At 71.0% G+C, this 12917-nt stretch carries 13 protein-coding genes; 10 read left to right on the top strand and 3 right to left on the bottom strand.

From position 1 onward, the window contains the following. Positions 1–10: 10 nt before the first annotated feature. The gene (locus tag BM430_RS11210) at positions 11–229 is read right to left on the bottom strand and encodes a DUF6894 family protein (protein ID WP_093567344.1); all 219 of its coding nucleotides are present in this window, start codon (positions 227–229) and stop codon (positions 11–13) included. Positions 230–401: 172 nt separating this feature from the next. Here BM430_RS11210 and BM430_RS11205 point away from each other — a divergent pair, with 172 nt between their 5' ends. The 8 genes from BM430_RS11205 to BM430_RS11170 all read left to right on the top strand — a co-directional run bounded on the left by BM430_RS11205 (position 402) and on the right by BM430_RS11170 (position 9187). Then, on the top strand, positions 402–1244 hold the full coding sequence (locus BM430_RS11205; RefSeq protein WP_093567343.1) for a transglutaminase-like domain-containing protein: 843 nt from the start codon (positions 402–404) through the stop codon (positions 1242–1244). 42 nt (positions 1245–1286) lie between these two features. Further along, positions 1287–2657: an ethanolamine ammonia-lyase subunit EutB gene (locus BM430_RS11200; RefSeq protein WP_093567342.1), complete on the top strand. Its 1371-nt coding sequence runs from the start codon at positions 1287–1289 to the stop codon at positions 2655–2657. After that, positions 2654–3439, top strand: coding sequence for an ethanolamine ammonia-lyase subunit EutC (eutC, locus tag BM430_RS11195; RefSeq protein WP_093567341.1), 786 nt, complete (start codon positions 2654–2656; stop codon positions 3437–3439). Before BM430_RS11200 ends, eutC begins: the two co-directional genes overlap by 4 nt. Before the next feature lie 170 nt (positions 3440–3609). Continuing rightward, positions 3610–5205 carry an ABC transporter substrate-binding protein gene (locus tag BM430_RS11190; RefSeq protein WP_093567340.1) on the top strand — a complete coding sequence of 532 codons (1596 nt, stop codon included), beginning with the start codon at positions 3610–3612 and terminating at the stop codon, positions 5203–5205. A gap of 10 nt (positions 5206–5215) precedes the next feature. Beyond that, positions 5216–6226 carry an ABC transporter permease subunit gene (locus BM430_RS11185; protein WP_093567339.1) on the top strand — a complete coding sequence of 337 codons (1011 nt, stop codon included), beginning with the start codon at positions 5216–5218 and terminating at the stop codon, positions 6224–6226. Beyond that, complete coding sequence (locus BM430_RS11180; protein ID WP_093567338.1) at positions 6223–7134, top strand: ABC transporter permease subunit; 912 nt, start codon at positions 6223–6225, stop codon at positions 7132–7134. The genes BM430_RS11185 and BM430_RS11180 overlap by 4 nt, the downstream gene beginning before the upstream one ends. Positions 7135–7142: 8 nt before the next feature. Further along, positions 7143–8183 carry an ABC transporter ATP-binding protein gene (locus BM430_RS11175; protein WP_093567337.1) on the top strand — a complete coding sequence of 347 codons (1041 nt, stop codon included), beginning with the start codon at positions 7143–7145 and terminating at the stop codon, positions 8181–8183. Then, positions 8180–9187, top strand: coding sequence for a peptide ABC transporter ATP-binding protein (locus BM430_RS11170; protein WP_093567336.1), 1008 nt, complete (start codon positions 8180–8182; stop codon positions 9185–9187). Before BM430_RS11175 ends, BM430_RS11170 begins: the two co-directional genes overlap by 4 nt. Before the next feature lie 61 nt (positions 9188–9248). Here BM430_RS11170 and BM430_RS11165 read toward each other — a convergent pair whose 3' ends face one another. Then, positions 9249–9617, bottom strand: coding sequence for a DUF6883 domain-containing protein (locus BM430_RS11165; protein WP_093567335.1), 369 nt, complete (start codon positions 9615–9617; stop codon positions 9249–9251). Further along, positions 9614–9901, bottom strand: coding sequence for a DUF4926 domain-containing protein (locus BM430_RS11160; RefSeq protein WP_093567334.1), 288 nt, complete (start codon positions 9899–9901; stop codon positions 9614–9616). The genes BM430_RS11165 and BM430_RS11160 overlap by 4 nt, the downstream gene beginning before the upstream one ends. 324 nt (positions 9902–10225) lie before the next feature. On the opposite strand from BM430_RS11160, the gene argC reads away from it, so the two are divergent. Together argC and BM430_RS35240 are read left to right on the top strand one after the other, a co-directional pair. Next, on the top strand, positions 10226–11203 hold the full coding sequence (gene argC, locus BM430_RS11155) for an N-acetyl-gamma-glutamyl-phosphate reductase (RefSeq protein WP_093567333.1): 978 nt from the start codon (positions 10226–10228) through the stop codon (positions 11201–11203). Between the two features lie 147 nt (positions 11204–11350). Then, the gene (locus tag BM430_RS35240; RefSeq protein ID WP_093567332.1) at positions 11351–12844 is read left to right on the top strand and encodes a GGDEF domain-containing protein; all 1494 of its coding nucleotides are present in this window, start codon (positions 11351–11353) and stop codon (positions 12842–12844) included. The last annotated feature ends 73 nt before the right edge of the window (positions 12845–12917 follow it).

The following is a 12917-nucleotide window of genomic DNA, read 5'->3' as shown; positions in this document are numbered from 1 at the left end:
TGTTTTGACGTCACTGCGCCGCCAGCGACACCCGGAACACCGTCCGCCCGGTCTCGTCGCGCACGTTCATGGCGAGGATCGCGCCGGCGCTCCGGCTCGCGTCGAGGGCGCAGGACCGCAGGGCCTGGACCGCCTCCGCATGGGCGGCGCCGGCATCCCTGAGCACCACCCCGATCGTGTCGCGGGCGTCCCAGGTTCCGGCATCGAGGTCGAAGAAGTAGCGGTGCACGGCGTGTCCTCCCTGCTCGCCCCGGTCTTGCCGGGCCCAACGACAAGCAGCCTTAACGCAGGCTAAGACTCGTGACGCAAAGACCGGGCCGCTCCGACGCGGACCGCGGGGCCCGGCGATTCGGCGCGGCTCTTGCGTCACCCTACCTCGGCAGTACGAGGGGGCTCAAGCCGTGCGCTACACTTTAGGTTGCCGTCTCGCCTACGATGTCGTGTCCGAGACGGTGTTCATCTTCAACCTGGAGGTCGCCCGGCTGAGCCGGCACCACGACCTGCGCGAGACGCTCCGCCTCGATCCCGACCTGCCTCTGCGCCGGCACGAGGCGCCGGAGACCGGCAACCGCTACGTGGCGGTCACGGTGCCGCCCGGGCCATTCAGCCTCGATTACGAGGCGGAGGTGACGCTCGATCCCCACCGGGCCGATCCCGTCGGCATCGCCGAGACGCCGGTGAGGGACCTGCCCCTCGACATCCTGCCCTACCTGCTGCCGAGCCGGTTCGTCTCGTCCGACCGGCTCAGCGCCTTCGCCGAGGCCGAGTTCGGCGACGCAGCCCGAGGGTTCGAGCGGGTGGCCCGGATCTGCAACTGGATCCACGACCACATCGCCTATGTCCGCGGCGCCAGCGACGAGGAGACCACCGCCGACGAGACGCTCTTGAAGCGAGCAGGGGTGTGCCGCGATTTCGCGCATCTCGGCGCCGCCTTCTGCCGGGCGCTCGGCATCCCGGCCCGCTTCGTCAGCTGCTACGCCTACGGCCTGGTGCCGAGCGACTTCCACGCCGTGTTCGAGGCCTATCTCGACGGCCGCTGGTGGCTGTTCGACGCGACGCGCCAGGCCAATCTCGACGGGCTGGTGCGGATCGGCGTCGGGCGCGACGCGGCCGAGATCGCCTTCTCGACGCCGTTCGGCGAGATGAAACCCACCGAGATGGAGATCCGCATCGACCGGGCGGACGGCGCGCCGGAACGGGGCGAGCGCACGGTCGCGGCGATCGCGACGGCGGAGGGGCCCTGACGCGGGCGAGTGCCTGCCTTAGGTTTCTTCCCGGAGGCCCCCATGAGCTACCGTCACGTCGTCGGATCCCGGACCTTCGTCTTCTCCGACCTCGCCGAGCTGATGGCGAAGGCGAGCCCGCCCCGCTCCGGCGACCGGCTCGCCGGCCTGGCGGCGGGCAGCGCCGAGGAAGGCGTGGCGGCGCGCTGGTGCCTCGCCGAGGTGCCGCTGTCCGAGATCCTCGCCCGGCCGCTGATCCCGTACGAAGCCGACGACGTCACGCGGCTGATCCTCGACACCCACGACGCTGCGGCCTTCGCGCGCGTCAGTCATCTCACCGTCGGCGATTTCCGCGAGTTCCTGCTCACTGCCTCGCCTGAGACCCTGGCGGCGATCGCCCCCGGCGTGACGCCGGAGATCGCCGCCGCGGTGTCGAAGATCATGCGCAACCAGGACCTGATCCTGGTCGCCCGCAAGGCGCGGGTGGTCACGCGCCTGCGCAACACGATCGGGCTGCCCGGCACGCTGGCGGTGCGGCTCCAGCCCAACCATCCGAGCGACGACCCCGCCGGCATCACCGCCTCGATCCTCGACGGGCTGTCTTACGGCTGCGGCGATGCCTGCATCGGCATCAATCCGGTCTCGGATTCGGTGCAGGGGCTGACCGGCCTCTTGCATCTCCTCGCCGAGATGATCGAGCGCTTCGCGATTCCGACGCAAGCCTGCGTGCTCACCCACGTCACCACGACGCTCGAGGCGATGAACCGCGGCGTGCCGGTCGATCTCGTGTTCCAGTCGATCGCCGGGACGCAGGGAGCCAACGCCTCGTTCGGCGTCACGCTGCCGATCCTGAAGGAGGCGCACGAGGCGGCCCTGGCGCAGAAGCGCGGCACGGTGGGCGACAACGTGATGTATTTCGAGACCGGGCAGGGCTCGGCCCTCTCGGCGAACGCCCATCACGGCATCGACCAGCAGACCCTGGAGGCCCGGGCCTACGCGGTCGCGCGGGCCTTCCGGCCGCTCCTCGTCAACACGGTGGTGGGGTTCATCGGCCCGGAATACCTCTACGACGGCAAGGAGATCATCCGGGCCGGCCTGGAGGACCATTTCTGCGGCAAGCTGATGGGCGTGCCGCTCGGGGTCGACGTCTGCTACACCAATCACGCCGAGGCCGACCAGGACGACATGGACACGCTGCTGACGCTGCTGGGCGCGGCCGGCGTGACCTACGTCATGGGGGTGCCGGGGGCCGACGACGTGATGCTGAACTATCAGTCGACCTCGTTCCACGATCAGCTCTACCTGCGCGAGGTGATGGGCCTGAAGCGCGCGCCCGAATTCGCCGAGTGGCTCGCCCGCATGGGCCTGACCGACGAAGCGGGCACGCTGCTGCCGGGCGGCGCCGCGCCGCTCCTGACGGGGCTCGCCGCGTGAGCCGCTCCGACGATCCCGCCGCGGCCTGGGCGCGGCTCGCCGCCCTGACCCCGGCCCGCATCGCGCTCGGCCGCGCCGGGGCCGGCCTGCCGACCCGCGAGGTCCTGCGCTTCGGCCTCGCCCACGCCCAGGCCCGCGACGCGGTTCACACCCCCCTCGACGCCGGGGCCGTGCGGGCCGGCATCGCGGCGCTCGGCTTCGCGACCCTGACCGCCGCCTCCGCCGCCCCGGACCGCGCGACCTACCTGCGCCGGCCCGATCTCGGCCGTCGGCTCGAAGAGGCCTCGGAGGCTGCGCTCGCGGCCGCCGCCGGCGAGCCGGTCGACCTCGCCCTGGTGGTGGCGGACGGCCTCTCGGCCCGCGCCGTCCACGAGGGCGCGGTGCCGCTCTTGTCCGCGCTCAAGCCGGCGCTGACCGGCTCCGGCTGGCGCCTCGCGCCGGTGGTGGTGGCGACGCAAGCGCGTGTGGCACTGGGCGACGCGGTCGGGACGCTGCTCAAGGCCCGCGCCGTCGCGGTGCTGATCGGCGAGCGGCCCGGCCTGTCCTCGCCCGACAGCCTCGGGATCTACCTCACCTTCGATCCGCGCCCCGGCCGGACCGATGCCGAGCGCAACTGCCTGTCGAACGTGCGGGCGGCGGGTCTCAAGCCGGATCTGGCGGCGTTCAAGCTGCACTGGCTGATCGATCAGGCGCTCAGCCGGCGGCTCACCGGTGTCGCGCTGAAGGACGAGAGCGACCGGGTGCTGGCGGCGCCGGAGGGGCGGGCCGCGCTGGAAGGGTAGGGGCGGTCGCCCACCCTTCTCACGGGACACGATCTCCCGTCGCCCCGCACGCGCCCGGCGATGAGGCATTTGTGCGTCCCCGTCGCCAAGGCCTTGCGGAAATGAGCGGAAACCCGCCAGAAGTGGCGAAAGGCCGGGCCTCGGGGCCCGCGACGAGTGGAGAGCAGAGCATGAAGCGCGCGTCCCTGGCGGTGGTTCTCGGTGCCGCGTCCGCCCTGGCGGCTAGCCTGCCGGCCGGCGCCAAGACGCTGGTCTACTGCTCCGAGGGCAGCCCGGAGAATTTCTATCCGGCGGTGAACACCACTGGCACCTCGTTCGATGCCGGCTCCCAGATCTACTCGAACATCGTCAATTTCGAGCGCGGCACCACCAACGTGGTGCCCGACCTCGCCGAAAAATGGGACATCTCCGAGGACGGCAAGACCTACACCTTCCACTTGCGCAGGGGCGTGAAGTGGCATTCCAACAAGACCTTCAAGCCGACGCGCGACTTCAACGCCGATGACGTGATCTTCTCGTTCGAGCGGCAGTGGAAGGAGAACCACCCGTTCTTCCGGGTGACCAGCGCCAACCACACCTACTTCAACGACATGGGCCTGCCGAAGCTGCTCACGTCGATCGACAAGGTGGACGATTATACCGTCCGCTTCACCCTGACCGGACCGGAGGCACCGTTCCTCGCCGATCTGGCGATGCCCTTCGCGGCGATCCAGTCGAAGGAATACGCCGACGCGATGATGAAGGCCGGCACGCCGGACAAGCTCGACCAGGAGCCGATCGGCACCGGACCGTTCTACCTGCTGCAGTACCAGAAGGACGCGATCGTCCGCTACCGCGCCTTCCCGCAATACTACGCCGGCAAGGCCGCCCTCGACGACCTCGTCTTCGCCATCACGCCGGATGCCTCGGTGCGCTGGGCCAAGCTCCAGAAGGGCGAGTGCCACGTCATGCCGTATCCGAACCCGGCCGACGTCGACGCGATGCGCAAGGACCCGAACGTCCAGGTGCTGGAGCAGCCCGGCCTCAACATCGGGTACCTCGCCTACAACACCCAGAAGAAGCCGTTCGACGACGTGCGCGTGCGCAAGGCGCTGAATATGGCGATCAACAAGAAGGCGATCATCGACGCGGTCTACCTCTCGACCGGCGTCGCGGCGAAGAACCCGATCCCGCCGACGCTGTGGTCCTACAACGACGCGATCAAGGACGACCCCTACGATCCGGAGGCCGCCAAGAAACTGCTCGCCGAGGCGGGCCTGGCGAACGGCCTCACGATGGACCTGTGGGCGATGCCGGTGCAGCGGCCCTACAACCCCAACGCCCGGCGCATCGCCGAGCTGATGCAGGCCGACCTCGCCAAGGTCGGGGTGAAGGCCGAGATCAAGTCCTACGAGTGGGGCGAGTACCGCAAGCGCGTCCAGGACGGCGAGCACCAGACCGCGATGTTCGGCTGGACCGGCGACAACGGCGATCCCGACAATTTCCTCCACACCCTGCTCGGCTGCGCCGCGGCGCAGAAGGGCGGCGGCAACGCCGCCAAGTGGTGCGACAAGACCTACGACGACCTCGTCACCAAGGCCAAGACCATCACCGACAAGGCCGAGCGCACCAAGCTCTACGAGCAAGCGCAGGTGGTGTTCAAGGAGCAGGCGCCCTGGTTCACCATCGCGCACGCGGTGCAGCTGAAGCCGGTGCGCAAGGAGGTGGTGGACTTCAAGCTGTCGCCGTTCGGCCGCCACACCTTCTACGGCGTCAGCCTGAAGTAAAGGCGCCCGCGTGCTCCGCTTCCTCCTGACCCGCGCGTCCCTGGTGATCCCGACCTTCCTCGGGATCACCCTGGTGGCGTTCTTCCTGATCCGCCTGGTGCCCGGCGACCCGATCGAGACGATGGCGGGGGAGCGGGGCATCGACCCGGCGCGGCACGCGGCGCTCCGCGCCGAGTACGGCTTCGACAAGCCCCTGCTCGCGCAATACGGCATCTACCTCGAGCGCCTCGCCCACGGCGATCTCGGCCGCTCGATCAGCACCAAGGAACCGGTGATCGCCGAGTTCGCGAGCCTGTTCCCGGCGACGATCGAACTCGGGGTTTGCGCGATCCTGTTCGCGCTCCTGGTCGGCCTGCCGGCCGGCATCCTGGCGGCGCTCAAGCGCAACTCGGTCTTCGACCACGGGGTGATGGGGCTGTCGCTCACCGGCTACTCGATGCCGATCTTCTGGTGGGGCCTGCTGCTGATCCTGCTGTTCTCGGTGCAGCTCGGCTGGACGCCGGTCTCGGGCCGCATCGACGTGCAGTACTTCATCGAGCCGGTGACCGGCTTCCTGCTGATCGACACCCTGTTGTCGGACGAATCCGGCGCCTTCCGGTCGGCCCTCTCTCACCTGATCCTGCCGGCGGTGGTGCTCGGCACGGTGCCGCTCGCGGTCATCGCCCGCATGACCCGCTCGGCGATGCTGGAGGTGCTCGGCGAGGACTACATGCGCACCGCCCGGGCCAAGGGCCTGCCGTCCTGGCGCATCGTCGGGCTGCACGCGCTCCGCAACGCCCTGATCCCGGTCGTCACGGTGATCGGGCTGCAGGTCGGCGTGCTGTTCACCGGCGCGATCCTGACCGAGACGATCTTCTCCTGGCCCGGCATCGGCAAATGGCTGATCGAGGCGATCGGCCGGCGCGACTACCCCGTCCTCCAGGGCGGCATCCTGCTGATCGGCGCGGTCGTCATGGCGGTGAACCTCCTCGTCGATCTCGCCTACGGCCTCGTGAACCCCCGCATCCGGCACGCACGATGAGCGCCGAACTTCTCGATACCCCCGCCGCGTCCGCGGCCCCCGCCGGCCCGCCGCACCCGCTCGCCGAGTTCTGGGGGAGCTTTCGCGCCAACACCGGCGCGGTGATCGGCCTCGCGCTGATCGTGCTGGTGCTGCTGATGGCGGTGTTCGCCGACATCGTCGCTCCCCACCCGCCGAACCTCACCGACAACGCCGCCTTCCTCAAACCCCCGTTCTGGCAGGAGGGCGGCTCGCTCGCCTATCCCCTCGGCACCGACGCGATCGGCCGCGACATCCTCTCGCGCCTGATCCACGGCGCCCGGCTGTCCCTGTCGATCGGCATCGCGGTCGTGACGGTGTCGATCCTCGTCGGCACGATGCTGGGGCTGGTCGCGGGCTTCGTCGGCGGCGCCACCGGCATCGTCATCATGCGGGTGATGGACATCATCCTGACCCTGCCGTCGCTGCTGCTCGCCATCGTCATCGTGGCGATCCTCGGCCCCGGGCTGATGAACGCGATGCTGGCGGTCGCGGTGGTGGTGCTGCCGCACTACGTCCGCATCGCCCGCGCGGCGGTGATCGCCGAGAAATCGAAGGACTACGTCACGGCGGCCCGGGTCAGCGGGGCGGGGCCCCTGCGCCTAATGCTGTCCGAGGTGCTGCCGAACTGCGCCGCCCCGCTCATCGTCCAGGCCTCGCTCGGGGTCTCGACCGCGATCCTCGACGCCGCGGCTTTGGGCTTCCTGGGCCTCGGCGCCCAGCCGCCGTCGCCCGAATGGGGCACGATGCTGGCGGATGCCCGCGAGTTCGTGCTCCGGGCCTGGTGGGTGGTGACCTTCCCGGGGCTGATCATCCTGATCACCGTGCTCGCCTTCAACCTTGTCGGGGACGGTCTTCGCGATGCCCTCGACCCCAAGCTGAAGCGGTGAGGGTCCCCATGCCGCTCCTCGACATCCAGAACCTCTCGGTCGAATTCCCGTCCGCCAGCGGAACTTTGCGCGCCGTCGACGGCGTCAGCCTGACCCTGGAGGAGGGGGAGGTGCTCGGCGTCGTCGGCGAATCGGGTTCGGGCAAGAGCGTGACCATGATGGCGCTGATGGGCCTCGTCGCTTATCCGGGCCGGGTCCGGGCCGACCGCCTCGCCTTCGACGGCCGCGACCTCCTGACCATGCCGGCCCGCGAGCGCCGCCGCCTCACCGGCCGCGACGTGGCAATGATCTTCCAGGAGCCGACCACCAGCCTCAACCCGTGCTTCACGATCGGCTTCCAGATCACCGAGTCCCTGCGCCAGCATCTCGGCCTCGACCGCAAGGCGGCCAAGCGCCGGGCGATCGAATTGCTGGAGCAGGTCGGCATCCCGGCGGCCGAGAGCCGGCTCTCGGCCTATCCGCACCAGCTCTCCGGCGGCATGAACCAGCGGGTGATGATCGCGATGGCGATCGCCTGCAACCCGCGCCTCCTCATCGCCGACGAGCCGACGACGGCTCTCGACGTCACGATCCAGGCGCAGATCCTCGACCTGCTGCTCTCGCTCCAGCGCGAGCGCGGCATGGCGCTGGTGCTCATCACCCACAACATGGGCGTCGTCGCCGAGACCGCCGACCGGATGATGGTAATGTATGCCGGCCAGGTGATGGAGGAGCAGCGCGCCGACGCCCTGTTCGCCGACCCCCAGCACCCCTACACGTCGGCCCTGCTCGCGGCTTTGCCGGAGCGCAGCGCGGACGGGCGGCTCGCCACCATCCCGGGCGTGGTGCCGGGCCTCTACGACCGGCCGCGCGGCTGCCTGTTCGCGCCGCGCTGCACCTACGCCACCGATCATTCCCGTGAGCAGCGGCCCGCCCTGCGGCCCTGGCAGGACGGCTTCGTGCGCTGCCACTACCCGCTCGGCGACCCCTCCCGCGACGCCCGCATCCGCCAGGACCATCCCGTCGGCGCGAGCGCCGACAGACCCGCCACCGCGGAGGCCGTCCGTTGAGCGCCCCCGTCGTCGTCGCCGACGATCTCCGCCAGACCTACGAGATCCGCCGCGGCCTGTTCCGCGCACCGGCCCGGCTCCAGGCGGTCGGCGGCATCTCGTTTTCGATCGAGCCCGGCCGGACGCTCGCCGTGGTCGGCGAATCCGGCTGCGGCAAGTCGACGCTCGCCCGCATGGTGACGCTGATCGAGCCGCCATCGGACGGCACCCTCACCCTCGACGGAATCGACGCCGTCGACCCGCCCGCCGCCGAGCGCCGCCGCCTGCGCCGCACGGTGCAGCTGGTGTTCCAGAACCCCTACGGCTCGCTCAACCCGCGCAAGCGCATCGGGGCGATCCTGGAGCAGCCCCTCGCGATCAATACCGGCCTGTCGGCGCCTGAGCGCCGCGAGCGGGTGCGGGCGATGATGGCCAAGGTGGGCCTGCGCCCGGAGCACGACGCGCGCTATCCGCACATGTTCTCCGGCGGCCAGCGCCAGCGCATCGCCATCGCCCGCGCGCTGATGCTGTCGCCCAGGCTCGTCGTCGCCGACGAGCCGGTCTCGGCCCTCGACGTCTCGATCCAGGCCCAGGTGCTGAACCTGCTCGCCGACCTGCAACAGGAACTCGGCCTCGCCTACCTGTTCATCTCCCACGACCTCGGCGTGGTGCGCCACATCGCCCACGACGTGCTGGTGATGTATCTCGGCCTCGCCATGGAGCAGGGCCCGAAGGACGCGATCTTCGCCCGACCCCTTCACCCCTACACCCAGGCCCTGATGGCGGCGACACCCGGCGTCGGCCCGCGCACCCGCGCGCGGATCGTCCTGCGGGGCGAATTGCCCTCGCCGCTCGATCCCCCGCAGGGCTGCGTGTTCTCGACCCGCTGCCCCCATGCCGCCGAGCGCTGCCGGCAGGAGCGTCCGGCGCCGCGGCCGCTCGCGGGCCGGGCGGTCGCCTGCCACTACGCCGAGGCCTTCCTGGAGGGGACGCCGGGGGAGGGGCGGGTGGTCGCGGCGGGGTAGTGCGGGGAGGTGAGAGCGAGCCGCCGAGGGTTGCTGCGACACCCCGTTCGGCATGATGTCCCTACACTGACCGCTCCGCTTGGCGCGTCACGGGACGGATCGTGATGAACTTAGCCGTCCCGCCATCCCCATCGTTATCGATCTGCCAGACGCTTCGGATGTGAGGATTGCGGCCATCCGGACTAAGTAGAGGCCCCTCGAAATAGTGCTTGATCCCGTGTGGAGCCTCGAAGGCTGCCGTCCATCGTGTCGGCGACGGGTGCCGGCCGAGGGCGTCCATCAGATCGAGGGGACGATCGGGCGAGAAGCCGAACCGCACGAGAAGGGCGGCGTTCGCTGCCCCATCGTCGCTGTTCAGATTGAGGAGGTAGCCCACGACCTTCGCTTCCGGGATCGTGAAGGCGGACGGATAGGAATAGGCGGTGGTCACCCCGCGGCGCGGTCCACCACGCTCAGGAGGGCAGCCTCCACCGTGGCGAGCGCGTCCACCGGCTGGGTGAACTCGACCTCGAAGGCCGCACCTCCCGCCCAGATCGCAACCACCGTCCCGACCGAACCCGCAGGCACCGGCACTGCGTCGTCCCCGAGAACGTCCGCCAGCACCACGACACGGTCGAGCTCTTCGATCCGACGCGGTTCGCTGCGATCCCTCCGATCCCGGGCGACGGGACGCGGGGACGTCTCGGTGACGAATGTGAGGAGACGGCTGGCCATGCCCGAAAGCTACGTCATGCGGCGCATTCTGCAAGTCCTGCCGACGTTCCGCTTGACGACGAAGGCCGGCGGCGGCACCGTCGCCGCGCCATGATCAGGAACCCGACCCGCTGTGACCGACGTCGACGCCGCTGCCTTCCAGCGGTGGCCCTTCCGGCTGCGCGTCGATCGGTGTCCCTCCGTGGGGTGACGGCCTCTTAAGCGGCCCCGCCCGCCGGAGCGGCGATCGAGCCGCGTTCCCGAGAACAGCCCCCGCAGCCCCCGGCTCCGGGGGTTTTTCTTTGCCCGCATCCCAAGTTGCCCCACTCCCGAGAGGATACACCCATGAGCATTCGCGTCGGCATCGTCGGCATCAGCGGTTTCGGCGGCGGCGAGGCGTTGCGCCTGATCGCGGGCCATCCGGACTTCGAACTCGTCTACGCCGCGGGCGAGGGCAGCGCCGGCAGCCGCCTGGCGGACCGCTTCCCCGGCGTGCCGGCGCGCCTCGCCGACCTCGTGATCGAGAAGTGGGATCCGGAGCACCTGCCACCGCTCGACGTGCTGTTCGCCTCGCTGCCCACCGGCACCTCCGCCGAGGCGCTGGCGCGCGTGCCGGGATCCGTGAAGATCGTCGATATCGGCGGCGACCACCGCTACGTCGAGGGCTGGACCTACGGCCTGGCCGACATCTGGCCGGAGCGGATCGCCGGGCAGACCCGCGTCGCCAATCCCGGCTGCTTTCCCGCCGCGACGCTGACCGCGCTGGCGCCGCTCCTGGCCGACGGGCTGATCGCGCCCGACCCCATCGTGGTCGATGCCAAGACCGGCATCTCCGGGGCCGGCCGGGGCGGCGGCGACAGCCGGTTCGGCTACGCCGAGACCAACGAGAACCTGATCCCCTACGGCCTGCTCAGGCACACCCACATGCCCGAGATCGCCGCGACGATCGAGCGGATGACCGGCGGCAGCGCGGCCGGGCTGGTCTTCACGCCCCACCTCGTGCCGATGACCCGCGGCATCCTCGTGACGATCTACGGCCGCGGCCGCGCCACGACGGAGCAATGCCTGGACGCGGCCCGGCGCTTCTACGCGGGACGGGCCTTCGTCCGCGTCACCGACAGGCCGCCCCAGACCAAGTGGGCGACCGGCTCGAACCTCGCCTTCGTCAGCTACGCCGCCGACCCGGAGCGCGACCTCGTGATCGCGATGGGCGTCGTCGACAATCTCGGCAAGGGGGCGGCCGGCCAGGCGGTGCAGAACGCCAACCTGATCTGCGGCCTCACGGAGACCGCCGGGCTCGAGGGTGCTCCCATCTGGCCGTGAGGACGACTTGGCGCCTGGGCGCCCGCGGGCCGCTCGTCAATTTTATGGCAAGACAGACCATGGCAAGACAGATCATGGCAAGACGATCCCGCCATGCTACGGCAGGACGCCGCGGGCGGATGGCACCGCATCAGGAAAAGAACTTCTGTGAGAGCCATCCAGCGCCAGCCCGCCGAGCGCTCCGGCTCCCCGGTCCCGGGGCGGGCCCGGCAGGCCTTGCAGGATGCTGGCTGGACCGCCGCGATCGTGCTGCCTTGCGCGCTCGTGGCGATCCTGACCACCCGGCTGCTCGGGCCGCTGGCGCTGTTCTGGCCGGCAAACGCGGTCCTGCTCGGAATGCTGCTGCGCCATCCGGAGCGCGCCTCGGCCGCCGGCTGGCTCGGCGCCCTCGTCGCCTTCCTGGCGGCGGACCGGATCGCCGGCACCGGCTGGGCACCGACCCTGTGGCTCAACAGCGCCAACATGACCGGCGTGGCGGCGGGCTACCTCGCGGCGACCCGCCTCCTGCCGGCCGGGGCGCTCCGCCTCGACCAGCCGCGCGCCATGCTGTCGATGCTGGTCGTCTGCCTCGCCGGCGCCGGGGCCGAGGCGCTGGTCGGCGGCGCGGCCGGCCCGGTGCTGTTCGGGCGCGCCCTCGTCCCCAGCCTGCTCGACTGGTTCAACGGCCAGCTCGCGATCGACATCATCGTGCTGCCGCTCTTCCTCGCGGCGCCCCGGTCGCGGCCGCTGGGCGGCTTCGTCGCGCGCCTGCGGGCGCCGTCCCGCTGGCATCCGCACGACGTCCTGCCGGTGGCAGCCCTCGCCCTGTCCCTAGCACTGGCCATCGTGCTCGGGGGGCCGGGCGTGCTGGCCCTGCCGGTGCCGGCGCTGATCTGGTGCGCTTTGCGCTACCCGGTCTTCCCGACACTCGTTCTGACGGCGCTCATGAGCACCGCCCAGCTCTTCGCCATCGTGCTCGGCCTCCTGCGGCTGCCGGACATCGACCTCCTCTACCTCGACGCCCTCCTGTCGGCGCGCCTCGGCATCGCGCTGGTGGCGCTCGGGCCGATGGCGGTGGCGATCGTCAACGGAGCCCGCAACGACCTGCTGCACCGGCTCGACCACCTGGCCCGCCACGATCACCTGACCGGGGCGCTGCGGCGCGGCGCCTTCCTCGACCGGGCCGGCGCGCTGCTGGCGGAGCGCGCCGCGGCGGGCGAGCCGGCGGCGGTGCTGATGGTCGACGTTGACCACTTCAAGCAGGTCAACGACCGGTTCGGCCATGCCGGGGGCGACCGGGTGCTCGCCGCGGTCGCCGCCGCGCTCCAGGCCGAACTGCCGCGCGATGCGATCCTGGGGCGGCTCGGCGGCGAGGAATTCGCCGTGCTGCTGCCCGGCGCCGGGGCGGCACAGGCCGGGGCCGCGGCGGAGCGGCTGCGGCGTCGGGTGGCGGCCCTGCCGCTCCCGGGCGTGATCGAGGCGGGCGGACCGCCCCCGGCCGGGGTGACGGCGAGCTTCGGCCTCGCTTCCTGCGACGCCCGCCGGCCGCAGGGGCTGGAGCAGCTGCTGGCGCGGGCCGACGCCGCGCTCTACGCCGCCAAGGCGGCCGGGCGGAATCGCGTCGAGGCGGCCGAAGATCCCGGCTCCGCGCCGTCGGCCTGACCGCCCGCCGTGCGGGAGCGCACGCGCTCACGGCCTGTTCAACCCCTGGGGGCTTCGCTCCGGCGCGGCGCGC

It is taken from the genome of Methylobacterium sp. 174MFSha1.1, from assembly GCF_900116815.1.
Lineage (GTDB): Bacteria > Pseudomonadota > Alphaproteobacteria > Rhizobiales > Beijerinckiaceae > Methylobacterium.
This window is presented reverse-complemented; position numbering and strand designations above follow the sequence as displayed.